The organism is Dyella sp. SYSU CM1112 (assembly GCF_058216415.1).
Genome location: NZ_JBZEGI010000003.1, coordinates 191,244 through 215,414 on the forward strand (window position 1 = coordinate 191,244; position 24,171 = coordinate 215,414).

Annotated in this window: 19 protein-coding genes; 14 read left to right on the plus strand and 5 right to left on the minus strand. The window is 59.0% G+C overall.

The genetic code is table 11. The features are described from left to right. Nucleotides 1-123: 123 nt before the first annotated feature. The 5 genes from AC4HNJ_RS06580 (at nucleotide 124) to AC4HNJ_RS06600 (ending at nucleotide 7,208) form a co-directional block, all read left to right on the plus strand. Nucleotides 124-3,771, plus strand: a complete 3,648-nt coding sequence (locus tag AC4HNJ_RS06580; RefSeq protein ID WP_490478749.1) for a response regulator — start codon at nucleotides 124-126, stop codon at nucleotides 3,769-3,771. Between the two features lie 16 nt (nucleotides 3,772-3,787). Beyond that, a complete protein-coding gene (locus AC4HNJ_RS06585) occupies nucleotides 3,788-4,633 on the plus strand; it encodes a CheR family methyltransferase (RefSeq protein ID WP_490478750.1) in 846 nt (281 codons plus the stop codon). Next, on the plus strand, nucleotides 4,630-5,199 hold the full coding sequence (locus AC4HNJ_RS06590; RefSeq protein ID WP_490478751.1) for a chemotaxis protein CheB: 570 nt from the start codon (nucleotides 4,630-4,632) through the stop codon (nucleotides 5,197-5,199). Before AC4HNJ_RS06585 ends, AC4HNJ_RS06590 begins: the two co-directional genes overlap by 4 nt. Continuing rightward, on the plus strand, nucleotides 5,196-6,194 hold the full coding sequence (locus AC4HNJ_RS06595; protein ID WP_490478752.1) for a diguanylate cyclase domain-containing protein: 999 nt from the start codon (nucleotides 5,196-5,198) through the stop codon (nucleotides 6,192-6,194). The genes AC4HNJ_RS06590 and AC4HNJ_RS06595 overlap by 4 nt, the downstream gene beginning before the upstream one ends. Before the next feature lie 81 nt (nucleotides 6,195-6,275). Beyond that, nucleotides 6,276-7,208 (plus strand): CPBP family intramembrane glutamic endopeptidase, encoded by a 933-nt coding sequence (locus AC4HNJ_RS06600; RefSeq protein WP_490478753.1) that lies wholly within the window; start codon nucleotides 6,276-6,278, stop codon nucleotides 7,206-7,208. 166 nt (nucleotides 7,209-7,374) lie between these two features. Here AC4HNJ_RS06600 and AC4HNJ_RS06605 read toward each other — a convergent pair whose 3' ends face one another. Together AC4HNJ_RS06605 and AC4HNJ_RS06610 are read right to left on the minus strand one after the other, a co-directional pair. Beyond that, entirely contained in the window at nucleotides 7,375-9,843 is a 2,469-nt protein-coding gene (locus AC4HNJ_RS06605) for an acyl-CoA dehydrogenase (RefSeq protein WP_490478754.1), read from the minus strand. 1 nt (nucleotide 9,844) lies between these two features. Beyond that, nucleotides 9,845-10,738 carry an alpha/beta fold hydrolase gene (locus tag AC4HNJ_RS06610; RefSeq protein ID WP_490478917.1) on the minus strand — a complete coding sequence of 298 codons (894 nt, stop codon included), beginning with the start codon at nucleotides 10,736-10,738 and terminating at the stop codon, nucleotides 9,845-9,847. Nucleotides 10,739-10,866: 128 nt separating this feature from the next. Between AC4HNJ_RS06610 and AC4HNJ_RS06615 the strand changes: the two genes are divergently transcribed. The 5 genes from AC4HNJ_RS06615 (at nucleotide 10,867) to AC4HNJ_RS06635 (ending at nucleotide 15,389) form a co-directional block, all read left to right on the plus strand. Beyond that, nucleotides 10,867-11,445 carry a TetR/AcrR family transcriptional regulator gene (locus AC4HNJ_RS06615; protein ID WP_490478755.1) on the plus strand — a complete coding sequence of 193 codons (579 nt, stop codon included), beginning with the start codon at nucleotides 10,867-10,869 and terminating at the stop codon, nucleotides 11,443-11,445. 84 nt (nucleotides 11,446-11,529) lie between these two features. Continuing rightward, nucleotides 11,530-13,338: a phosphoenolpyruvate carboxykinase (GTP) gene (locus AC4HNJ_RS06620; RefSeq protein WP_490478918.1), complete on the plus strand. Its 1,809-nt coding sequence runs from the start codon at nucleotides 11,530-11,532 to the stop codon at nucleotides 13,336-13,338. A 120-nt stretch (nucleotides 13,339-13,458) separates the two neighbouring features. Next, complete coding sequence (locus AC4HNJ_RS06625) at nucleotides 13,459-14,004, plus strand: RNA polymerase sigma factor (RefSeq protein WP_490478756.1); 546 nt, start codon at nucleotides 13,459-13,461, stop codon at nucleotides 14,002-14,004. Beyond that, nucleotides 14,004-14,462: a hypothetical protein gene (locus AC4HNJ_RS06630; protein ID WP_490478757.1), complete on the plus strand. Its 459-nt coding sequence runs from the start codon at nucleotides 14,004-14,006 to the stop codon at nucleotides 14,460-14,462. The genes AC4HNJ_RS06625 and AC4HNJ_RS06630 overlap by 1 nt, the downstream gene beginning before the upstream one ends. A 21-nt stretch (nucleotides 14,463-14,483) precedes the next feature. Then, complete coding sequence (locus tag AC4HNJ_RS06635; protein ID WP_490478758.1) at nucleotides 14,484-15,389, plus strand: DUF4097 family beta strand repeat-containing protein; 906 nt, start codon at nucleotides 14,484-14,486, stop codon at nucleotides 15,387-15,389. Between the two features lie 105 nt (nucleotides 15,390-15,494). Here the strand turns inward: AC4HNJ_RS06635 and AC4HNJ_RS06640 are convergent, their stop codons facing one another. After that, nucleotides 15,495-16,373 (minus strand): hypothetical protein, encoded by an 879-nt coding sequence (locus AC4HNJ_RS06640; protein ID WP_490478759.1) that lies wholly within the window; start codon nucleotides 16,371-16,373, stop codon nucleotides 15,495-15,497. A gap of 277 nt (nucleotides 16,374-16,650) precedes the next feature. Between AC4HNJ_RS06640 and AC4HNJ_RS06645 the strand changes: the two genes are divergently transcribed. Continuing rightward, nucleotides 16,651-19,542, plus strand: a complete 2,892-nt coding sequence (locus tag AC4HNJ_RS06645) for a bifunctional diguanylate cyclase/phosphodiesterase (RefSeq protein ID WP_490478760.1) — start codon at nucleotides 16,651-16,653, stop codon at nucleotides 19,540-19,542. A gap of 33 nt (nucleotides 19,543-19,575) precedes the next feature. Here AC4HNJ_RS06645 and hslO read toward each other — a convergent pair whose 3' ends face one another. Continuing rightward, nucleotides 19,576-20,472: an Hsp33 family molecular chaperone HslO gene (hslO, locus tag AC4HNJ_RS06650; RefSeq protein WP_490478761.1), complete on the minus strand. Its 897-nt coding sequence runs from the start codon at nucleotides 20,470-20,472 to the stop codon at nucleotides 19,576-19,578. Nucleotides 20,473-20,585: 113 nt separating this feature from the next. Here hslO and mtgA point away from each other — a divergent pair, with 113 nt between their 5' ends. The 3 genes from mtgA (at nucleotide 20,586) to AC4HNJ_RS06665 (ending at nucleotide 22,844) form a co-directional block, all read left to right on the plus strand. Further along, nucleotides 20,586-21,332: a monofunctional biosynthetic peptidoglycan transglycosylase gene (mtgA, locus tag AC4HNJ_RS06655; protein ID WP_490478762.1), complete on the plus strand. Its 747-nt coding sequence runs from the start codon at nucleotides 20,586-20,588 to the stop codon at nucleotides 21,330-21,332. Between the two features lie 70 nt (nucleotides 21,333-21,402). Further along, the gene (locus AC4HNJ_RS06660) at nucleotides 21,403-22,371 is read left to right on the plus strand and encodes a glycosyltransferase family 2 protein (RefSeq protein WP_490478763.1); all 969 of its coding nucleotides are present in this window, start codon (nucleotides 21,403-21,405) and stop codon (nucleotides 22,369-22,371) included. Nucleotides 22,372-22,415: 44 nt separating this feature from the next. Next, complete coding sequence (locus tag AC4HNJ_RS06665) at nucleotides 22,416-22,844, plus strand: CBS domain-containing protein (protein ID WP_490478764.1); 429 nt, start codon at nucleotides 22,416-22,418, stop codon at nucleotides 22,842-22,844. Nucleotides 22,845-22,851: 7 nt separating this feature from the next. Here the strand turns inward: AC4HNJ_RS06665 and AC4HNJ_RS06670 are convergent, their stop codons facing one another. Further along, on the minus strand, nucleotides 22,852-24,159 hold the full coding sequence (locus AC4HNJ_RS06670) for an NTP/NDP exchange transporter (protein ID WP_490478765.1): 1,308 nt from the start codon (nucleotides 24,157-24,159) through the stop codon (nucleotides 22,852-22,854). Nucleotides 24,160-24,171 lie beyond the last annotated feature (12 nt).

Below are 24,171 nucleotides of genomic sequence, written 5' to 3' on the forward strand. Positions count from 1 at the left end.
TTCACATTCCCCCGGATGGCGGCGCTACCGCCCGTCCGGGCATCTCGCTAATCTGGCCACCATGGTCTTTCCGTCGATGATCGGCGGAACAAGGCCCCCACTGCCACTCAAGCGGGATTACGCATGGCCAACCCCAGCGTCACGACCACTCCTTCAAGGAAGTATTCCTGGTTGGCCCATCTCCCTATCCGTTACAAAATCGTGCTTGCCATCGGCCTGCTGCTCGGCCTGTTTTTGCTGGATAGCCTGATCAATGTCGTTTCGCAAAATCGCCAATCGGAGACGCGCCGCTGGGCGGATCACACCTATCAGGTGCTCTTGCGGATAGATGCACTGCAGCGTACCGCGCTCTCTGGCCAGGTCAGCCTGCGCGGTTTCGTGTTCACGCACGACGCCGAAGATCTCGTTCGACTTACGAACAGCACCGCGACGTTCACGGGTCAATTATCACAGTTACGCCAGCTGACCGCTGACAATCTGCTGCAACAATCGCGTATTGACCGTATCCAGAACCTGTTTTCGCGATGGAACCGCGAATTGCGTGACATGCTTATTGCCCCGGAAGCGGCGCTTAAACCTGGTGATCCGCAGGCAGCCGCACGCGACGCGGCCATTCGCACCAACTATCTCGCGCACCGTACGGTGCAGGTGGAAGACTACACATCGATCCTCGATACCATGAGTACCGCAGAGCGAGAGCTGCTCGCCGCGCGCTCCTTGAACGTCGATCGCATACTCAGGGAAGCCCTATATGCCAATCTGGCCAGCGCACTGATCGGGCTGCTGCTGGGCCTGACCGTGATATCCCTGACCACGCGCATGGTCGCTCGTCCGATCCGCCGCCTCACTGACTTGATGACCCGGCTCGCCGATCATGATCAGACCATTGCCATCCGCGGGATAGAACGCCGCGACGAAATCGGAGAGATTTCGCGAGCACTGCAAGTGTTCAAACAGATGGTGAGCGAATCGGCACAGCAAGCACAATTAAAAAACCATGCCTCGTCCATTTCAGCCAGCTTGCAAACAGCCACGAATCATCGGGATTTTGCCGATCACCTCGTCTCGCAACTATCCCCTCTGGTCCAGGCAGGTGTAGCCCTGTTCTACGGTTACGACGAATCACGCCAACGGCTGGACCTGCTAGGCAGCTATGGTTTACGCCTTCAAGGGAACCCTCACGCCTACGTACCCGGAGAGGGTCTGGTCGGCCAGTGCGCCGTCTCACATCAATCCATCGTGCTGGACGAGATTCCGGACAACTATTTGCGTATCGACTCCGGCAGTGGCACGGCGCTTCCCCGCCACATCACCATTCTTCCCTTGCTGGTACGCAATCACTTGGTGGGCGTGCTGGAGCTGGCTGGGTTCGTGCCACTTACAAGCTGGCATCGTGAGTTGCTTGAAGAACTGTTGCCCATGGCAGCACTGACCCTGGAAAATCTCAATCGCGCCGTAAACACAGAAGACTTGCTGGAACAAACGCGCGAACAGGCCGACGAACTGCGTCTCTCCGCCGTCACCATGCGCCAACAACAGGAGGCGTTGCGTGCAGCCAATGACACCTTGCAAAGCAAAACCATTGAACTGGAGGAACAGTCACAACGACTGCTTGCCTCCGAGGAAGAGCTCCGTGTTCAAGCTGAGGAATTGCAGACGTCCAATGAAGAATTGCGGCTTATGACCGATACGCTTCGGCAGCAGAAGCAGCAGGTCGAAGCATTGCAACAGGAAACCGAGCACAAAGCCGCGGAACTTGCACGTGCAAGCCAGTACAAGAGCGAATTCCTGGCCAATATGTCGCACGAGCTGCGTACGCCATTGAACAGCTTGCTGATCCTATCGAAGAGTCTTGGTGACAATCGCGAAGGCAACCTCGATGCGGAGCAGGTCGAATCGGCTCGTATCATTCATGACGCAGGATCGAGCCTGCTGCGTCTCATCAATGACATTCTCGATCTCTCCAAGATCGAGGCGGGCAAAATGGAATTGTTGTTGGTGGACTATTCGCTGGGAGATCTGGCACGCAGCCTCCGCCGCAACTTCGATCACGTCGCCCGCGACAAGCAACTTGGCTACCAGGTCGTTCTCGATGAAGCATTGCCTGCGCTGATTCATACCGATCCCAATCGGCTCGAGCAAATCGTCAACAATCTTCTGTCGAATGCCTTTAAATTCACTACCAGCGGTAGTATCGACGTGTGTATCACAAGGCCTTCCAGTGACCTGCCCGTTCCGGACGTGCTGAAAGACCAACCATTTGTCGCGATCAGCGTGAAAGATTCCGGCATCGGCATACCTGCCGACAAACTGGAACGCATCTTCAATGCGTTCGAGCAAGCCGACAGCAGTACCAGCAGACAATTCGGCGGCACGGGTCTTGGCCTGAGTATTTCGAGACGGATGGCTGCGTTGCTAGGCGGCGATATCGTATTGCGCAGTGAGGAGGGCCGCGGCAGCGAATTCGTGCTGCTCATTCCCGAGCACAGCACTGACGTTACTGCGGCCCGCATGGGATTCGAGCCAGCGACAACGTCAGCGACCGCTCGGCCCGCAACACGGGCGCTCCTCCCTGCCGAAGGGATCCACGACGATCGCGACTATATCGTTCCGGGTGACAGCATCATTCTCATTGTGGAGGATGATCTCGCCTTTGCCCGTATTCTTGCCGACATCGTGCGGCAGAAGGGTCATCGGATGCTGCACGCGCCGGACGGTGAAAACGGTATGGAGCTGGCGCGTCGCTACCATCCCACCGGCATCCTGCTGGATATCATGCTACCCGGCATGGATGGCTGGACGGTGATCGAACGCCTCAAGGCCGATCCGGCAACCCGTCACATCCCGGTCCATTTCCTGAGTGCTATGGACGACCTCGGACGAGGCCGCGAACTGGGCGCCGTCGGCTTTCTTACCAAGCCGGTAACACGCGAAGCGATCAACGAAGCATTCGAGCGCCTGCTTCATTTTGCGAAAGGCCGTACGCGGCATCTCTTGGTTGTCGACGACGATGAAAACGCACGCAGTGCCGTTCGTACCTTGCTGAATCAGGACGATGTAGCCATCGACGAGGCCGGATCAGGCGAAGAGGCTCTGCAGAAAATCGCGGAAATGGGCTACGACTGCATCGTGCTCGATCTGGGACTTCCCGGTATATCTGGCCTGGATCTGCTTGAGAAACTAGCATCGAGCGGCAGCATTCCGCCGGTCGTGGTGTATTCCGGCCGCGAATTGAGTCGCGAGGAAAACCTGCGGATACGGCAATACACGGACAGTATTGTCATCAAGGGGGTACGGTCCCCCGAGCGCTTGCTGGATGAGGTGAGCCTGTTCCTGCACAGCATCCGGGATCCATTGAGAGAAGGCACGCCCGCCCAGTCCAGTGTTCACGATGGGCTGAATGGCCATCACGTCCTGTTGGTCGACGATGACATGCGGAACCTTTTTGCACTCTCCAAAGTGCTGCGCGGATGGGGCATGCAGATCAGCCTGGCGCAGGATGGGCAGAAAGCGTTGCAGGCCCTCGCCGAAAATCCCCGCATAGAGTTGGTGCTGATGGATGTCATGATGCCAGGCATGGATGGCTATGAGACGATGCGAGCCGTCCGGACTCAGCCTGGATCTGCAAACCTGCCCATTATCGCGCTGACCGCAAAAGCCATGCGCGGCGATCGTGAGCGATGCCTGGAAGCGGGTGCCAACGATTACCTTTCCAAGCCGATCGACGTGGACAAGCTAGCTTCCATGATGCATGTATGGCTGCGCACCTGAGATCAATAGAACGAACGTGGAAACGCCGGACCTGACACACATCGAAGTGGATCTGTTCGTGCAGGCGCTGCAGCGCCGCCATGGTTACGACTTCAGCCAATACGCACCAGCGTCGCTCAGCCGCCGCGTACGGCAGCTAGCCGAACAATTAGGCTGCAAAACTATCAGCGGCTTGACCGAACGAGTCATGCACGAGCCGCTATTGCTTCCCGATATATTGGAAGGCTTGACCGTGCCAGCCTCGGATATGTTTCGCGACCCGGCCGTTTTTCGCGCGCTGCAGGAGAAAATTTTTCCACTGCTTGCGTCCTATCCACACATCACTATCTGGCAAGCCGGCTGCGCACATGGGCAAGAGGTGTATTCGCTGGCCATCCTGCTGGAAGAAGCAGGGTTGTACGAACGCGTGCAGATCTTCGCGACAGACCTGAGCGAACGGGCGCTGGATCAGGCGCGCGAAGGCATCTATTCCGCGCGGGATGCACAGCAATGGTCGCGCAATTACCAGGCTGCCGGTGGGGCACGTTCGCTCAGTGATTATTACAGCGCCCGCTACAAGCTGGTAAAGATCGATCAGCGCCTTCGCCGGCATGTGACGTTTGCCCTGCACAATCTGGCTGCCGACAGCGTATTTTGCGAGGCGCACTTGATCCTCTGTCGCAATGTGCTGATCTACTTCGCCAATCCGCTGCAGGACCGTGCCTTGGGACTATTCAGGGATAGCCTGACGCGAGGTGGCTTTCTCTGCCTGGGTCTGCGAGAAAACATGAGACCCGCCTCAGCGTCCCATGATTTCGTAGGGTTCGTACAATCTTTGCGGATTTTCAGACTGTCCACTCACCCGGATGCCAAGCAACCGTGACAGCACCGTCCGCTATCGTGATCGGTTGTTCCGCAGGCGGCGTCGACGCCTTGCAAGTCATCATTAGCAGGCTCTCTGCCGACGTTCGACAACCCATATTGGTCTGTTGCCATAGTCGCTCCGATACCGTGAATATGCTTTGCGAGGTGTTGGGGCGCTCCTCACCGTTGCCCGTAACGGAGGCGGTCGAACGCCAATCTGTGCACCCGGGCGTGATCTACCTAGCACCCACGGGCTACCATCTACTGGTGGAAAGCGATCTGCACTTCGCCCTTTCGACTGATCCGCGCGTCAATTACGTGCGCCCATCGATCGATGTGCTGTTCCAGTCGGCCGCCGATGTATGGCTCGACGGTTTGATCGGGGTCATTCTCACGGGAGCCAACGCCGACGGCGCCGCAGGACTGTTCCGCATTCGCCAATTGGGCGGGACGGCCATCGTACAGGCGCCGGCCCATGCTGCCGCGCCGGCCATGCCTCAGGCCGCCCTGGATATCGCTGGCGCCGATTATTGCGTTGCTCTATCCGACATTGCTCCCCTGCTCAATAGGTTGTGCCTGTCATGACTGCTCCTAATCCCAAGATCTTGGTCGTCGACGATACGCGCGCCAACCTTGTGGCTATGCGTCACCTGCTGGCTGACTGCGGCGCTGAGCTGGTCGAAGCCAATAGCGGAAATGAGGCGTTGTCCCTCTGCCTCGACCAGAGATTTGCGCTGATCCTGCTCGACGTGAACATGCCAGATATGGATGGGTTCGAAGTGGCGGCGCTGCTCAACGAAGCAGAGCAATTGCGAGAAACGCCGGTCATCTTCGTCACGGCAGCCTACGCTGATGACTTGAATCGGCTGAAGGGTTACCGATCCGGCGCGGTTGACTACATCGCCAAACCCATCAATGACGTCATCCTGCGATCGAAAGTAAGGGTGTTTCTTGAGCTGCACAACGCTCGTGCGCAATTGCAGCAGACCCTGGAGGAACTGGCCTCGCGCAATCAGCAATTGCAGGCAGAAATAGCCGAACGTCATCGCGTTGAAGCCCAAGTCCGCCATCAAGCGACGCATGACATGCTTACGGAGTTGCCGAACCGGGTACTGTTCCATGACCGGCTGCGCTCAGCCATAGTGCGCGCCACACAACAAGAAGCACGTTTTGCCCTCGCGCTGATCGATATCGACGGCTTCAAGTCCGTCAATGACAGCTACGGTCATCCTGCAGGTGACGCCTTGTTACAGGCCATTTCGGCACGCCTTCGCCACCATGTGCGCGCCATCGATACGGCTGCGCGCCTTGGTGGTGACGAGTTTGCGCTGATCTTTGAAGAGATTGACGATCAAGACACCGTAGTCGAACGATGCCAGCACATTTGCGATGCCTTGGCGGAACCCTATCCGCTTTACGGCTTGCAGGAGAAGGTCGTTGCGCGGATTAGCGCCAGCGTCGGCATTGCTGTCTGGAACGAAACCTTCGAGTCAGACGAAGCATTGATGCAAGCCGCCGATCACGCCCTGTATCGCGTCAAGGGAAATGGCAAGAACGGTTGTGCGATGGCAGCCTCGTGAAAATCCACATGACATTTGGCACTGCCTGAAACCACGCTACGCTGCCTAGTGTGCTGTGGCCGCATCTTCGGGAGGAACGCCATGTCCAAGAGCATCGCTTTCAGCACACCTCCTTCAGCGCCGACATGGCAACGCTGGCTGATCTTTTCGCCATTGGCACGCATTGTGATTTACACGGCGTTGGTCTTCGCCCTGGGCTATCTGGTTCATGAGACCAGCATGACACTCGGTTGGTTGAGCGCTTCGGCAAGCGCGACCCAGCACACACTGGCGCATCTGTCGCTTCAGCTTATCCCGACCGTACCCAGTTACATGATCCTGGTATGGGTGGTCGAACGAAGACCCATGCATGAACTTTCCTTGCGAACGGCTCCTACTTATGGGATTGCGGGACTGATCACGGGCTTTTTGATCTTCAGTACGGTGGTGGGCCTGCTATGGCTGTTGGGCAGTTATCACGTAGAGGGAATCAATAAGGATTTTGTGTGGCTGGCGCCCATTCTCACTACGGGATTGGGGGCCGGCATTTCCGAAGAACTCGTCACGCGCGGCGTATTGTTCCGCATCGTTGAAGAGGGGCTTGGCACATGGTGGGCACTGATTATTTCCGCCGCCTTCTTTGGGGGCGCCCATATCTTCAATCCTGGCGCCACACTGTGGAGTTCGTTGGCCATTGCCATTGAAGCCGGCCTGCTATTGGCACTGACCTATCACGTGACGCGGTCGCTGTGGGCATGCATCGGTTTGCATGCTGCCTGGAACATTACACAAGGAACGATTTACGGCATACCGGTATCGGGAACGGGCAAGCCGGGTTGGTTGATGTCGTCACGCACAGGGCCGGACTGGCTGAGCGGCGGTGCATTCGGAGCAGAAGCTTCGGTCGTGGCCTTGGCCGTATGCACATCGGTCACCATCGTGCTGCTGCTAGTGGCACTACGCCGTCAAAGCATCGTGCCACCCAGCTGGTCTCGTCGCGTTAGGGCGCCTTCCGGCACGATCACCACATCGTGATACGTGCGCGTCAGACCGGCAGGGCTGCCGGATCCATTATCTCGACCCAAACCGGCCGCGCCTGGCTGGCGTGTAGCGTGCCGATATGTCTAGACCGACGCGGCGGTCACGCACGTCGCCCTCAGGCGACGGTGGCAAGCAGCCTCCGTCGCACAAGCAAATACACTTAGGCCACGTCAGCCAGTTTTTTCTGACTATGTCGCGATATGGCTGAGCGCAGCTCCATCGGATCGAAATCATCGACCGAGATGAATTCGAATACACCCTCACGCACCCGCTTGAGCAAGGCAGCCTCCGTGATGTCGATAATACCTGCCTTCACGGCCTCATCCAGTTGCTCAAGATAATCGTGTGAAGCGAACTGTCCTGCCTTTTGCGCTTTGCCGAATTTGCGCTCTACCGGCTCCGCCGCGATCACGTCAGGCAGGAGCTGGTTCATGCGACCGACAGTGTTGTTCGGTGTGGGTGCAAGGTAGGCCCACTCCAGCAGACGATCGCGTGCTTCACCGGGTGCGGTAATGATTGCCGCAACGCGCCGTCCCAACCGATCGGACGGCGGCACTTCACGACGGCCGAAAGGAAACACCAGCACGCGCAGCAACCAGGACACCGGACGAACCGGAAAATTACGGATAGCACCATCAAGTGCCATCTGTGTGCGCCACATGCATTCGTGGAAGGCCCATGCCAGCAGCGGGCGATCGGCTTCGGGACGCCCGGTGTCCTCATAGCGCTTCAACATAGCACTGGCGATATAGAGATAGCTCAGTACATCACCCAGGCGTGCAGAAAGTTTTTCCTTGAATTTCAGCTTGCCACCCAACACGCCCATGAAGGTATCGGCGCAGAGCGCCAGCGCAGCGGAATAACGATTGAGCTTGCGGTAATAGCGGCGCACGTAGGCATCGCCCGCCGCATCACCGATGCGCGCCCCCGTGATACCCAGCACAAAGGCGCGCACTGCGTTGGAAATGCCGAAGCCGAGATGTCCGAACAGCGCACGATCGAAGGCTTTCAGGCGCTCGCCGTAGTCCTCCATGGTCAACGCCTGCATTTCTTTCAGCACATAAGGATGGCAACGGATCGCACCCTGGCCGAAGATCATCAAGCTGCGCGTCATGATGTTCGCGCCCTCCACCGTGATCGCGATGGGCACGCCCTGCCATGCGCGGCCGGCGTAGTTCTTCGGACCAAGCTGCACCGCCTTGCCGCCATGCACATCCATGGCATCGCCCGCTATGGCGCGCCCCCATTCGGTTGCATGGTATTTGGCGATCGCTGATGGCACGGCAGGCTTTTCGCCGCGATCCACGGCAGCGGCTGTGGCGCGGGATAACGCCGCGGTGGCATAAGTGAGACCACCGATGCGTGCGAGCGCCTCTTCCACGCCCTCGAAACGCGCTACGGCGAGGCCGAACTGCTTGCGCATGCGTGCATAGGCGCCCGTTGCGGCCACCGCCATGCGTACGCCACCGGTAGCATTGGAAGGCAACGAAATGGCGCGCCCCACCGAGAGGCACTCGACCAGCATGCGCCAGCCATGGCCTGCCATGTGGGGACCGCCAATCAACGTCGACAGCGGCGCGAATACGTCTTTGCCGCGTACCGGCCCATTCTGGAACGGGATATTGAGCGGAAAGTGGCGCCGCCCGATCTCCAACCCCGGGGTGTTACGCGGCAATAGCGCGAGCGTAATGCCGAGGTCCTCCTTGTCGCCAAGCAGATGCTCGGGATCGTACAAACGGAATGCGAGGCCAACCACGGTGGCGATGGGCGCCAACGTGATATAGCGCTTGTCGAAGTTCAAGCGCATGCCAAGCGTCTCAACACCATTGAGCACTTGCTTGCAAACGATGCCGTAATCCGGGATCGAGGTGGCATCCGAGCCGGCATACGGCCCCGTCAAGGCAAAGCACGGGATCTCTTCACCGACGGCAAGACGCGGCAAATAGAAATTCTTCTGTTCGTCGCTGCCGTAGTGCAGTAGCAGCTCGGCCGGCCCTAGCGAATTGGGTACCGCCACCGTCGATGCCACCGTCGCCGACATGGTGGCGAGCTTCTGCAGCACCGCCGAATGTGCCAGTGCGGAAAACTCCAGGCCGCCGTATTGCTTGGGAATGATCATGCCGAAGAATTTGTACTTCTTCAGGAACTCCCATACCTCCGGCGGCAGGTCGGCCAGCTCGTGGGTGATCTGCCAGTCATCGAGCATGCCGCAAAGCTCTTCCACTGGGCCGTCCAGAAAAGCATTTTCCTCAAGACTCAGTTCGGGCTTCGGCTGCTTCAGCAACTCATGCCAATCGGGCTTGCCGGAGAAGAGTTCGCCTTCGAAACCGACCGTGCCCGCCGCCAGGGCGGTCTGCTCGGTTTCGGAGAGTTTTGGCGTCACCTTGGCAAACAGTTTCAACAAGGGCGCACTGATTTGCTGGCGTCGAAAATCGATCATCAGCAGTGGCACGGCAATGGCCAGCTCAATCAGCAGCAGAACGATCATCGTGATGGGAGCATGCGCGAGCACGCCCACCACGATGGTCACTGCAATCGTAGTTATCGCCCACGTACGCAGGCTGCTACGGTGATAAGCGCAGGCGCCCGTCGCAATGAGCGCCGCCAAAATAGTGAGTAGCACGGACATCTCAATACCTCTTTGCAGATTGCTTGGCTGCGTCCACGGGGACGTCAGCTGAGTTGAGCTCTTCCATGAAAGCTGCGATCGCCGCCGTGAATGCGTCGTTGGCATCCCCAGCTAGCATATGGGTTGCACCAGGCACCTCGATGTGTCGCGCGTGGGGTACCAGTGCGAGGAATTCGTCGACGGTATGCCGCGAAACGACATCGCTGCGCTCGCCGGAGAGCAGCAGCACCGGTACATCCACTTTAGCCGCCGCAGCGAACAAGCGCGGCTGATAGCGTTCGCTCTCGCTCAGCAGATCACCGGCCAGCAACGCCGGATCCCAGTGCCAGCGGAGGCGACCATCCGGCCCTTCGCGCAATAAGGGGCGCAGCTGTTGTTCGCTTTTGCGCTCGCGACGCTGTGGCAAGTAGATGGCGATTTGATCGGCTGCCTCGGCGTAGCTGGCAAAACCATCCGGATGTGCCTGCATGAAAGCAAGGATGCGTTCAACGCCGGAAGTTTCCCAGCGAGGCGTGATATCCACCAGGATCAGGGCGCGAAAGGGTGAGGGTCGCACTTCCCCGGCAACTACCAACCCCAAAAGCCCCCCCATGGACGCCCCGACCAGAATGGGCGGTTCCACCTGAGCACGGGCAAGGCCTGCCAGATCCTCGGCAAACGGCTGCATGTGATACCCGCCGCCGGGCAACCAATCACTTTCTCCGTGCCCACGGCTGTCAAAGCTCACGCAACGGCAACCGCGCTCCGCCATCGACACCATCGCCGCATGCCATGCTCCGCGAGTCTGGCCGAACCCATGGGCAAACAGCAGCGTAGGCTGTCCTTGCGCGTGGCATACGTCCACCGCCAAAGAAAGGTTATCCGTCGTGGTAAAGGTGGTTCGCAAGGGCCGCATCATTTCCATACGCGTGAGTATGGATTGCACTGGATAGGCCGTCAACCTGATGCCGTCATTGGCCTCGCCCTACATTCACGCCATCTGCACAACCACAGTTCCAAGTAAGTCTGGGCTACCATACGCGAATGAATGCCCGTCAAAAACCCGAACGTACGCGCCTTTCCGCTGAAGACTGGGAAGATGCAGCCCTCAATCTGATCGCCGAGCAAGGTGTGGGAGCATTGGCCGTGGAAGCACTGGCCCGCCAGCTCGGGGTGACCAAGGGTAGCTTCTATTGGCACTTCCGTACGCGCGAGGCGCTCCTCCAGGCCGCCCTGGGACGTTGGGAGCAGTATGGCGAGCGCGAGATCATCAGCCAGATCGAGGCCATTCCCGATCCCCGCGAGCGTTTGCCCGAGCTTTTCCGCCGCGTCGCTCACGAAGTGCAACCGCATCGCGTCTATGCCGCGCTGCTAAAGGCATTGGATCATCCGCTAGTGGTTCCGGTCATGGCACGCGTATCGAAACGGCGCACGGAATTTCTCCACACCGCCTACACCCAAGCGGGATTGGGATCGGTGGAGGCACTCAACCGTGCCCGACTGACCTACGCGGCATACGTCGGCTTTTTACAGCTGAATTTCACGCTCGGCCTGCCAAGGTTGTCGCATGAGGAGTTCGACGCATACGTGGAACACATGATCGCCACGTTGATTCCGGCTTGATCGTTTGCGGACGTTTTCTTAAATAGGCGTCGCACTGCATTGCTGCACGCGACCTTGCAATGCCAGTTTTCGTAACATACCGTCATTTCTCTCTTTTATGGGCATACCAAAGCGAGGGAAGTTATGGCGAGCAAGCTGGAGACACTCAATCGATGGGTTAACGATGTGGCGAGCAAGACACGCCCCGCGACCATCCATTGGTGCGACGGCTCAGATGCCGAATATCAGTCACTGGTGCAGCTGATGCTGCAACGTGGAGATCTGATCGAATTGAATCAGCAAACCCATCCGGGCTGCTATCTCCATCGCTCTCATCCGTCCGATGTCGCGCGCGTGGAACACCTCACTTTCGTATGCACGCAAGACGAGGCCGACGCCGGGCCAAACAATCATTGGATGGCCCCCACCGAAGCCCACGCGAAAATTGACGCATTGTTCGACGGCTGCATGGAAGGCCGCACGATGTATGTCATCCCGTATTGCATGGGACCTATCGATTCACCGCTTTCCCAATGTGGCGTGGAAATTACCGATAGCCCTTACGTCGTTGCCAATATGCGCACGATGACGCGCATGGGCGCCGCTGCCCTTGCGCGCATCGAACGCGAAGGATGCTTCGTGAAAGGACTGCACTCCACCGGCGAACTGGATCCAGAGCGCCGTTTCATCATGCACTTCCCGGAAGAACTAACGATCAAATCCTATGGTTCCGGCTACGGCGGCAACGCGTTGCTTGGCAAGAAATGCCATGCATTGCGCATCGCCAGCTATCAGGCTCGCAGGGAGGGTTGGCTCGCCGAACACATGCTGATCGTCGGCATCGAGAATCCGCAGGGTGAAACCCACTATATCGCCGCCGCATTTCCTTCCGCCTGCGGCAAGACCAACCTCGCCATGCTGATTCCCCCAGAGGGCTACCGCAAAGACGGTTGGCGTATATGGACGATTGGCGACGACATCTGCTGGATGCGCCCCGGCCATGATGGACGGCTTTACGCCATCAATCCCGAGGCCGGCTTTTTCGGCGTTGCGCCGGGGACCAGTCGCGACAGCAACCCCAATGCATTGGCCTCCATCTCGCACGATACGATTTTCACCAATGTCGCCCTCACTGCAGATAAGCAGCCTTGGTGGGAAGGCCTTCCCGGCACGCCAACTGTAGACTGGCAAGGACGGCCTTATGATCCGGCCAACGGTCCCGCCGCCCATCCGAATTCACGCTTTACCGTGAGCGCGAGGCAGTGCCCGACGTGGTCACCCAAAGCCGAAGATGCGCAAGGGGTTCCTATCAGCGCCATTGTTTTCGGTGGCCGCCGCCCATCGCTCCTCCCGCTTGTCATGGAGGCGCGCGACTGGGCACACGGTGTGCTGATGGGTGCAGCGATGGGCTCGGAGACGACAGCCGCGGCTACCGGCGCCATCGGCGTACTGCGTCGCGACTCCATGGCAATGAAACCCTTTTGTGGTTACCACTATGGCGATTATTTCGCACACTGGCTGTCCTTCGATAAACCAAATGCGAAGCTGCCGAAAATTTTCCACGTCAACTGGTTCCGCAAAGGCAAAAACGGCGCCTTTCTATGGCCGGGCTTCGGCGAAAACCTGCGCGTGCTGGAGTGGATGATCGCGCGCGTTCAAAACCAGGTCCGCGGCGTTGAAACGCCCCTGGGTATCTTGCCAGCCGCAGGCGAGCTGAGGACGGATGGCCTGCCACTCTCACGCGAAACGCTGACCGAGCTACTCGATATCGATAGTGGCGGGTGGCAGGCGGAACTGGACGCCATCGGCGAATATCTCGCTAGTTTTGGTGTCCGCGTGCCGGATAGCCTGCAAAAGGAACAGCAGCGCATTGCGCAGGCGCTAAGCGCCCCGCGCAAGGCAGCCCGCGCCTGAGAGAAGCTTTCCCTACCCTCTGGCAACGAGAGTCGAAGTCGACGCGCTCTAAACCTTCGGCGCTTTCGCGGCATCCAATCAGGCAAGATGATTGCGGCTTGCATTGCCAACGGAAGCGCCATGCCACCTGCGCTCGCTGCGGGACACAACGATATGGATGATGTGCGCGCGGCCGCAGCGGGCGACCGCCAGGCGTTCCAGCGCCTGTATCGCCTGCACGCGGGGCGCATCCACGGTGCGATGCTGCGATTGTCAGGCTACGATCATGCGCGAGCAGAAGATCTTACGCAGGACGCATTTGTGCGCGCTTGGCAGAAACTGGACAGTTTTCGCGAACAGAGTTCATTCGGCACCTGGCTTTATCGGCTCGCGGTAAACGTGGCATTGATGGACATTCGGGCAAGAGGTGCCGATCCGGTCGGCTATATCGACGAGGAAAGCGTTCCCGAGCATGGCGAAACGCCATTCTGCGCGGCGGAGCGCGAAGAACTCGAGCGGGCAATCGGCAAACTGCCGCCCCGGGCGCGCGCTGTGCTGGTGCTGCACGATGTGGAAGGCTGGCGACATGATGAAATCGCTACTGAACTGGATATGGCCGTAGGGTCGTCCAAGGCGCAACTGCATCGAGCTCGTGGCTTGTTGCGCAAAGCTCTTGGAGAGGTGTAATGAACGAATTCGAATGGCTGCGCCAGATGCGCGAACTAAACCAGCCGGCTGAGCCACGAAATGATTTGTGGACGCGTATCGATGCCGCGCTCGACCATGCAACGCCGCAGAGTGCTTCCGCGCCAGCCCCTATGAAGCGTGCCAGGCAGCTTCGCATTTGGTCGCTGGCAGCAGGCATGGCCGCAGTCGTAGTGCTCGCCGGAGGCATCGCATGGCGCATGCATGCGGTTCAATCGAATGCGCCATCTATCGCAGCCTCCAGGGTACCTGCAAGGGCAGCTTCCTGGAAACCCAGCGATCCGCGTCTGGCTGGCGCCGCACTCGAGCTGGATGCTGCGCGCATGGAATTGCAACAGGCCATGCAGCAAGCTCCCGATTCACCCGCGCTGCAGCGGCTTTTACAACAAACCGACGCACAACAAAACCGTTTACGTGACCTTGAGAAACGAGCAGGCTGAAACCCTTAGGACATAACAACGATGAAAAACGCCCGCTATCTGCCATTGCTGATCGGCCTGTCACTGGGGGGGCAGGCTTATGCAGACACTCCGCTCGATCTCACCCATCCCGCTGCGCCGACAGCACATGTCTATATCACCAATGTCAAAGGCGAAGTCACCATCACTGCCTGGGATCGCAATGAAGTACACGTTGGCGGTGAACTGGGCGATGGAGCGGAACCGCTATCCATTCAAGGCAGCGATAACAACCTGACCATTAACGTACAGGCACAAGGACATAGCGGCTGGTTCAACTGGAATGGCGACAGAGCGATGTCGCCGACCACGCTGGATGTCAATGTGCCGCGGGGAGCGTCTCTCAAAGTAAATGTCGTCAGCGCGCCACTGAGCGTAGATGGCATCGATGGTGGCGACATTGAGGTCAATTCGGTCAGCGGCCGCATCCGCATCCATGCGCAGACACCTATGCTCGACGTCGTAACGGTCAGTGGCAACCTGGCTTTCTCGGGTCAAGCGACGCAGGCAAAGCTGCAAACGGTGAGCGGTGACGTCCTTGCACCGTCGCTGGGTCATGCCGCCGATCTGCAGACCGTATCCGGACACATCCAGGTCGGAGGTGGTCCGTGGCAACAGTTCAATCTCAGTACGGTGTCGGGTGACGTGCAGCTCAACGGTGGACTCGCTCCGGGCGGCAACATGAGCATTGACAGCATGAGCGGCGATCTTCAGCTGCAATTTCCATCATCGCTCAGTAGCAGCTTGCACGTCAGCACGTTCAGCGGTGATCTGCGCAGTGACTTTGGCACGCCGATACGGCCCGAGCACGGCCCGGGGAGCAAGCTAGATACCGTCACCGGCAGCGGCGACGGGAAAATCCACATCGAGACGTTCAGCGGTGACGTGCGTATCCGCAAACAGGATTGAACGGCAGAAAGCAGCATCCGGCTGAATAAAGCACTCCGTGCCTTCTCTTCGAAAAGCAAAACGCCTCCGTATTACGGAGGCGTTTGCATGAGGCGGCAAGATAAGTCAAAGATCCTGATGATATTGCACGTAAGGTGTGCGCGACTGATCCGGTTCCGGCGGACCAGCAGGTGTGTTCGCCGCGTTGCCGGATGACCAGATGTTCTGCGCGCCAAAGCTCAATGAACCTTGCCACGGCAAATGCCAGGTGACACCCAGGTCAATGCTGTTCCAGCGGCGATCGGTTGCGAAACTACCCGGCACGCCCGGTTCCGGCTGCATGGTGCGGCCAATGATGCTGCCGCTGATCGGACCATGGTCGACACCGAAGCTCAACGCTTTCTGATCCAAGATACCGGTACCCAAGAGATTACCCGGTAGCAGACGAATGCGACCCATGCTTGCGCCGAGCATCACGCCGCTGTTGGCGTCCAGCGCGAAACGACCCTGTGCATTCAATTGCGTACTGCTATCGAAATCCGGCAAGCCGTTGACCCCGGGCGCCACACCAGGCAACACGCGCGGCAGCGGCGTGGGATTAGGAACCTGGTCCTGCGCGACGCTCAGACCAAGGCTGTAGCGTCCTGCGTTGTAGGTGGCACCTACTTCGCTTGAAATAATGCGCGGTTGCGTCACCCATGAACGCTGCGTGACACCCGCCTGCGCCGTTACATGTGGCGTAACGCCATATTGCACGGTACTGGAGTTGACTGTGCCGCCCGACAACGGATCAAACGAGAGTGCCGAATTGTTCTGCGCATCGGCAGTCGTGCCATGCTGCGCCTGTACCAGCATTGAGCCCTCAATGGGCTGCTGCTGGCCGGTTTTCAGCAACGCTTGCTGCTGCATCCATGCCGTATTACCAAGCTGATCGCCAGCCAGCGTCTGCCCTACCGCCATAAGCGGCATGCAGAGCAGCGGCAATGTCAGCAGCAGTCGGCGCATGAAGATTCGAAAGTGACTATTTACAAACCCGCTCCGCCAAGCATTTCTGGACGGAATCCCTGGGTTCAGTGTATCCCATTTTACTTTTTACTAACACCCCGCGAGCCGGGATTTCCCCTTGCGAATAGCAGATAGCGAACAAGGATCTGCTGGCACAAGGGATGCTTGAGTCGGAGAAGCCTTTTTGCCGGCCTGAACCGATGGACAACAGCGACATGACGGTATCTTCACGTTATATAGTCATGCGGGACATCGCGCATGGACACGCCACTTCGTCATGAGTTCAGTGCCTGACAGCCGCAATTTCACGCCAGGACTCGCCGGGAATGTCCCGGTGGAGCTGCGTGAAACCATGGAACGGCTGTGCCGGGCCGCCGATGCGGAAAGCATACTGACCGTCTGTGACACGGCCCTGAAACACCTGGGCATCACGGGCACGCTCCGCTGGCTGCCTCCCGAGCCCGAGAGCCCCCCCATGACGCCCGGCCAGCAATGGCTGGCCCAGAACCCTCAAAACCAGTACGCCATGGTGCTGGAGGGGGACATCAGCGCGCTCAACGATACCCAGCGCGCCGAGATCGCCTGGCTTGGACGCATGGCCGACATCCGCTTGCGCCACCTGACCGAAACCGAACGGCTCTACGAATCCATCTCCCGCCTTGCAATGGCGGAACGCCTACAACGCGCCCTCTACGCCATCGCAGAACTTTCAAGCACCGCCCACAACTTGACCGACATGATGCAGTCGCTGCATACGATCGTGGGCATGTTGATGTATGCAGAAAATTTCTACATCTTCCTGTACGACCCGGCCACCGACAGCGTGCGCTTCCCTTACTACGTGGATACAGCCGACCAGAGGCCCCCCGCCCCCGACGAAAGCTACCCACTGCAAGACATGCGCTACAGTCTGACCTGGAATTTGCTGCAAAACGGCCAGCCCATCATGGGCTCAGTAGAAGAGTTAGCGCATCAGCTGGAAGGCCGTTTCACCTTGATCGGCCCCCCCTGCGAGCACTGGCTCGGGGTACCGTTGTTGCGAGGCAGCCAGGCGGTCGGCGGCATCGTCGTACAAAGCTATCGCGCTGATACCCATTACACCTACCACGATCGCGACCTGCTTAACTACGTTGCCCAACACATGCAAACCGCGCTGGAGCGGCGCGAGGCCCACGCTGAGCTGGAGCGGCGCGTCGCCGATCGCACTGCGGCACTGCGCGCCACTAATCGCGTACTGCGCCAGCAAGTGCTGCAACGCCAACGCGGTGAACGATTGCAATCTGCGCTGTTCCGGATCGCGGAACTGGCCAGCGCCCCGGAAAGCCAGCAGAACTTTTATGCCGCAGTGCACCGCGTCGTTGCCGGCTTGATCTACGCTCGAAATTTCTACATTGCCCTGCTCGACGAAAGCGGCAAGAACATCACCTTTCCATACTCCGTCGACGAGGTCGAAACCACACGCTTGCCACGCCCCATCGGCAATGGCGCCACTGAATATGTATTGAAGCACGGCAAACCGCTGCTGGCTGATCGCCAGGCTTTTGATCGACTGGCTGCAAGCGGCGAATGCGCCGAGGTCGGCGCCAAATCCGTATGCTGGCTAGGCGTGCCGCTTGTGTGGGACGACCGCGTCATGGGCGTGCTTGCCGTACAAAGTTATTCCGCCAAGCACATCTATGACACACGCGACCAGGAGCTGCTCACCTTCGTGAGCTACCACATTGCCAATGCGTTGCAGCGCAAGCAAACCAGCGAGTCGCTGAAGCAGGCTTACATCAATCTGGAACGCCGCGTGACGGAACGCACGCGTGCGCTTGCCTTGGCCAATCGCGACTTGCGCGAACAAATCGCCGAGCGCGAGCGCGTCGAACGCAGACTGATGTATGAAACCTTGCACGATTCGCTTACCGGACTTCCCAATCGCACGCTCTTGCTGCAACGCCTCGGGCAAGCACTGCAGGCTTATCATGCAGATCCGAACAAATTCTTTGCAGTGCTCTTCATCGATCTTGATCGCTTCAAAGTGATCAACGACTCCGTAGGCCATCTCATTGGCGATGATCTGCTGTTCCAGGCTGGCAGCCGGATTCGGGCATGCTTGAAAACCCGCGACCTGGTCGCACGCCTGGGCGGCGATGAATTTGCGGTTCTGCTCGAAGGCATCACTGACGCCAGCAAAGCCACAATTGTCGCCGAACGCATCATTGCAGAACTGCATGTTCCCTTCCGCCTCGGTATCAAGGAAATCTTTACCTCCGCGTCCATCGGCATTGCGCTGCCCGGCCTGCACTACCAGCAACCGGAAGAGCTGCTGCGCGATGCCGACGCCGCCATGTATCGCGCCAAGGACGAAGGCCGTCATCGCGCCGCCGTGTTCGATGATCGTCTCCGTCGCGAAGTGCTGTCCCTACTGGAAATGGAAGGCGACCTGCGCCGTGCCTTGAGCCGCAACGAGTTCGTCCCGTTCTATCAGCCGATCGTTGCATTGGAAGACGGCCGTACCGTCGGCTACGAAGCGCTGCTGCGCTGGCGTCACCCCGACCGCGGCCTGCTGTGCCCCGGGGATTTCCTCGCCGTCGCCGAGGAAAACGGCAGCGCCGAAAGCATTGATTGGCAGATCTTTGAACAGGTTGCCTCGCAGGCAAGCCTGCTGGCAGGCCCCACTGGCTTTGTCAGTCTCAACGTTTCAGGTCGACACTTCCGCCAAACCGATCTCGACGACCGATTGCTCGGCCTACTGCGCAGCCATGGCGTCAATCCGCGCTCGCTGCGTATCGAAGTCACCGAGCGCACCTTGCTGGAAAATCCTGCACAGGTCAAACGCATCCTCGACAACTTGCGCCAACAAGGCGTAAGCATTGCACTGGATGACTTTGGTACAGGGTATTCGTCGCTGAGCTACCTGCATCAATACCCGATCGAAACACTTAAAATCGATCGCACCTTCATCACCGAACTTGCCCACGCCGGCAGCCACAGTGTGCCGGTCGTACGCGCCATCCAGGTTTTGGCCGATTCCTTGCAGATGCAAGTGATCGCTGAGGGCATCGAAGACGAGGCGCAACGGCAAGCATTGCGACACATCGGTTGCCGCTATGGCCAGGGCTTCTTGTTCGCTCAGCCTCAGCCCGCCGAGTTGTGGCTAAACGCACTCACGCCGTCTGGATAAACGCAGCCGGCAGCAACCATCCAACCGTTGCAACTACTGCACCGTCGAACTGGCCGCGGTGCCACCACCACTCAGCAGATGCTGAGCATCCACACGATCGAAAGAATAAGTCCGCGCACAAAATTCGCAGGTCACCTCGATCACACCATCCTGCGCCTCCAGCGTGGCTTCCACTTCATCGCGGCCGAGCGTTCTCAACATGGCTTCGACGCGTTCGCGCGAGCAGCTGCAACCAAATGCCAGCGACCTGGGTTCAAACAGCCGTACTGTCTCTTCGTGATACAGCCGATAGAGAAGTTGCTCGGGAGGAGTGCTCAGCAACTCCTCGCGTCCAAGCGTGGCGGTCAGATGTTCGATACGCGGCCACGCATCATCGTCCTGCACCGCATCCCGGCCACCGTCGCCAGGGAGACTCTGCAGCATCAAGCCAACGGCGTGGTCACCATTGGCCGCGAGCACGAGGCGCGCCGGCAACTGCTCGGATTGCAAAAAGTAGTTCTCCAGCGCCGTCGCCAGTTCCGGATGATTCAAATCCACCAGCCCTTGATAGCGCTGGCCACGGTCGGCGCTGCCAATGGTGATCGCCATGATGGCACTCGGCAGATCGCCCAAATCCAGGGCGCTTGGCAGCGGCGCGTTCCAGCGCGCCAAGCCACGCAAACGACCACTGTCGGAACACTCTGCGAACAACAGACGCAGGGCACCTGCACTTTTCAATTCGATCGACAACGCCCCGTCGAACTTGATATTGCCTGTCAACAAGGCGCTCGCTGCCAACGCTTGACCCAGCAGCTCCTGCAACGGCGATGGATAGTCCGAGCGACCGGCGACTTCGCGCCAGGCGGCCCCGAGACGAACGATGACGCCCCGAACCCCCGCTCGTTCCAATAGAAAGCGGTGAAGCACATCTTCAACAAGCACGGTTTCCACGCCGACTACCTCACAAAACACCAAGACGCGAGAGATGGGGTCTCGCCTCGGAACAGACAATAGCCTACGGTTACCGCCGCTTATACTGTCGGGGTCCTTCAGGCTGACTGACCATGCCGCATCTTCCCTCTTTTCGCCACCTGTTGCGTTACGTGGGCATCGTGGCCCTGTCATGGATCGCGCTGAGCTGGCTGGTGGTACTGGTGTTGCGTTTCGTGCCGCCATGGACCTCAGCAGTGATGATGGAGTACCGGCTGGATGCCTGGCTGCATGGCGACAAACACGTTGAGCTGCGCCATCACTGGGTACCATGGTCACGGATTTCTCCATGGGCTTCCATTGCCATGGTCGCCGGCGAGGATCAAAAATTTCCGTTCCATCACGGTTTTGATTTCAGCGCCATCGAAACCGCCATCGATGCCGCCGACGATGGGAAACGCCTGCGCGGCGCCAGCACGATCAGCCAGCAGACCGCCAAGAATCTCTTTCTCTGGAATGGCCGCAGTTTTGTCCGCAAAGGCCTGGAGGCTTATTTCACCGTATTGCTGGAAGCGACCTGGCCCAAGCGCCGCATCCTGGAGGTGTATATGAATATCGCCCAATTTGGCGATGGCATTTACGGGGTCGGTGCTGCCAGCGAGCGCTTTTTCCACGAGTCAGCCGACCGACTCAGCCTCGGGCAAGCCGCCCGCCTGGCCGCCGTTCTGCCCAATCCCGACCGCTTTCACGTCGACCGCCCCACTGACTATGTGCTGGAACGCGCTCGATGGATCGAGCAGCAGGTCGCGCAGCTGGGGGGACCGGCCTATCTGGAAAGCCATCGACCGCCCCGCGATATCTCCCCTGCGCGGCGACGTTAAAAGGCACAATCCAGCATCCAGCGCTTAAACTTGGCGCATCCTTCCTATCTTGCGCAACGGACCTGTTTGCATGTCGCAACTGACGGTTGTCGTGCCCGCTTATAACGAATCGGCCGTGCTTGCCGCGTTTCATGCGCGTCTGTCTGCCGTGCTGGACCCGCTTCCTTTGTCGTGGGACGTTCTGTATGTCGACGACGGCAGCCGCGACGACACTTGGTTGATCATGCAATCGCTTGCCGCGGACGATCCGCGCGTCGGCCTGCTGAAGCTTTCGCGCAACTTCGGCAAGGAAGCCGCGCTGACAGCAGGGCTCGATCACGTGGACGCCGATGCGGCCGTGGTCATCGATGCGGACTTGCAAGATCCGCCCGAGCTGATTCCACAAATGGTGGCGCAATGGCAGGCCGGTTATGACGTGGTGTACGCCACTCGTAGTGCGCGCGCCGGCGAAACGGGCTTGAAACGTTTTACCGCGGCATCGTTTTACCGTGCCATGGAAGTGATGTCGGATGTAGCCGTACCGCGAGACACCGGTGACTTCCGATTGCTTTCGCGTCGTGCACTCGCGGCTCTGTCGCAGCTGCGCGAGCGGCAGCGGTTCATGAAGGGCTTGTTCGCCTGGATCGGTTATCGCCAGACCTCGATCAAGTACATGCGCGATCCACGTCTGGCGGGCAAGACCAAGTGGAATTACTGGCGCCTCACCCAGCTTGCCATCGAAGGCATCACCTCGTTCTCCAGCGCACCGCTGAAACTCGCCACCTGGACCGGCCTGGCCGCTTCCTTGCTGGCATTCCTGTTCGGTTTGAAGGTGCTGCTGAAAGCCCTGCTGCACGGCAATCCGGTGCCGGGCTATCCGAGCCTGATGGTCGTGATCCTGTTCCTAGGCGGTGTTCAATTGCTGGCGCTAGGCGTGATCGGGGAATACCTCGGCCGTAATTACACGGAAAGCAAGCAACGGCCACTCTATTTCATCGAAGAACAACATCGTTCCACGTCGCAAGAACCGTTTCACACCGAGGCAACGCCGCAGCGCTAAACTGTCTTCACGCGGCCATTGCTGCGGCCGTCGGGGAGGTCTGGATGCGTCAGGTCAAGCATTTGCTGGACAGGAAAGGCAGTGACATCTTCGCTATCGCGCCCGAAGCGCCCGTGCTGGAAGCGATCAAACACATGGCCGAGCGAGGTGTCGGCGCACTGTTGGTCATGCGCGGCGAGCAACTGGTAGGCATCGTTTCCGAACGCGACTACGCACGCAAAATCATCTTGCAGGGTCGATCTTCGGCACAGACGCCGGTATCGGACATCATGAGCAGCTCGGTGCTCACCGTGTCGCCGGAGACCGATGTGTTCGATTGCATGCGCCTATGCACGGACAGTCGCGTGCGGCACTTGCCGGTTGTACGGGGAAGCCACGTGCTGGGCGTGATCTCGATCGGCGACTTGGTCAAAGAGGTCATCAGCGCCCAGGCCGAACAGATCGAACAACTGCAACGCTACATCACCAGCTAGCGCCCAACTAAGAGCGCACCATCGCGTGGGTGCGTCCCGTCGGACTGGCTCCTTCTTCGGGAGCCAGATCCGATGCCGTCGCAGCCTTGCGTGCCACCCATGCAGCCAGCGATGACGTCCCGACGCCGATCAATGCGATGCTGGCCACGCCGACCCCAAGCTTTAACAAACCGCTGATGCCGCTTGTGACTACCAGATCGCCGAAGCGCCATACGGCTGTCTCGACAAAATTCTTGCCCTTATAGCGCGTTTCGCGCGGCACGCGGGTATAAATCGCGTCGCTGGCGGGCTTGGTCATGCCATACATGAAACCGCGCGTGCCTATCATCATCAGCGACAGCAAAGGCACGCTGTATCCAAGAACACTCCAATGCGCGTGCCCGCCGATGGCTACCATGATCAACAAGGCCAGATTGACGCATTGCGGTATGACCATGGCCCAAAGGACCCCGCGACGAACCAGCAGCCAGCGCGACAGCGTCAACTGCAAAAAGGCTCCCAGCAGATTGACCGCCAGATCGATATGCGCATAGAACGCCGTGCGCACGCTCGCTGTATGCAGATGCGCCTTGGCATAATCGGCCACCAAGACATAAGCCAACGTACCGACGCCATCGCCCAGCAGCATCAGAATGGCCATGCAGCGCAGAAACGGGCTTGACCACAATTCTCTTATGCCTGTCCACAGTGAACCGCCCACCGGCCGTTCAGCAATGCCTCCTTGCGCGTGGTCTACGGAAATACGCCACAGCAATATGAGAGCTACCCCAAGCATCACGGCGGATACCAGTAGCAGCGGCGCCACGCCTATCAGCCCCACCAGCATACTGGTGATCGCCGGGCCGAAAATCGCACCCGCCATCCCTCCGAGCGCAATCAACGGAAATATGTCACGCGCACGATGACTGGCGAAAACATCGGCCATGAAACTCCAGAACAGCGACACCACGAACAGGTTGAACACGCTGACCCAGATAAAAAACACCACACCCAATGTACGCGCACCGATGCGGTCCTGCGCCAGAAACGCGGGAATGAACAACAACAGGCATACGATAAAAAAACTGTAGCTCCATCCAAGTAGACGCCGTCTGGGAAAGCGCGCCACCAGGGCGCCAAATACCGGTGTGAGCAACAGCATTGCGACAAAAGTAGCCGCATAAAACAGCGGCAACTGGGTAGAACCTACCGCGCCACCAAGCTGATCGCGCACCGGTCTAATGATGTAGTACGCCGTCAATAGAAAGAAGAACGCGAGCGTGGACACCCAGGGTGTGGTGTCTTTGCGGGAGGCATCAGGGAACGACGAGCGCACCAGGTAGCTTCC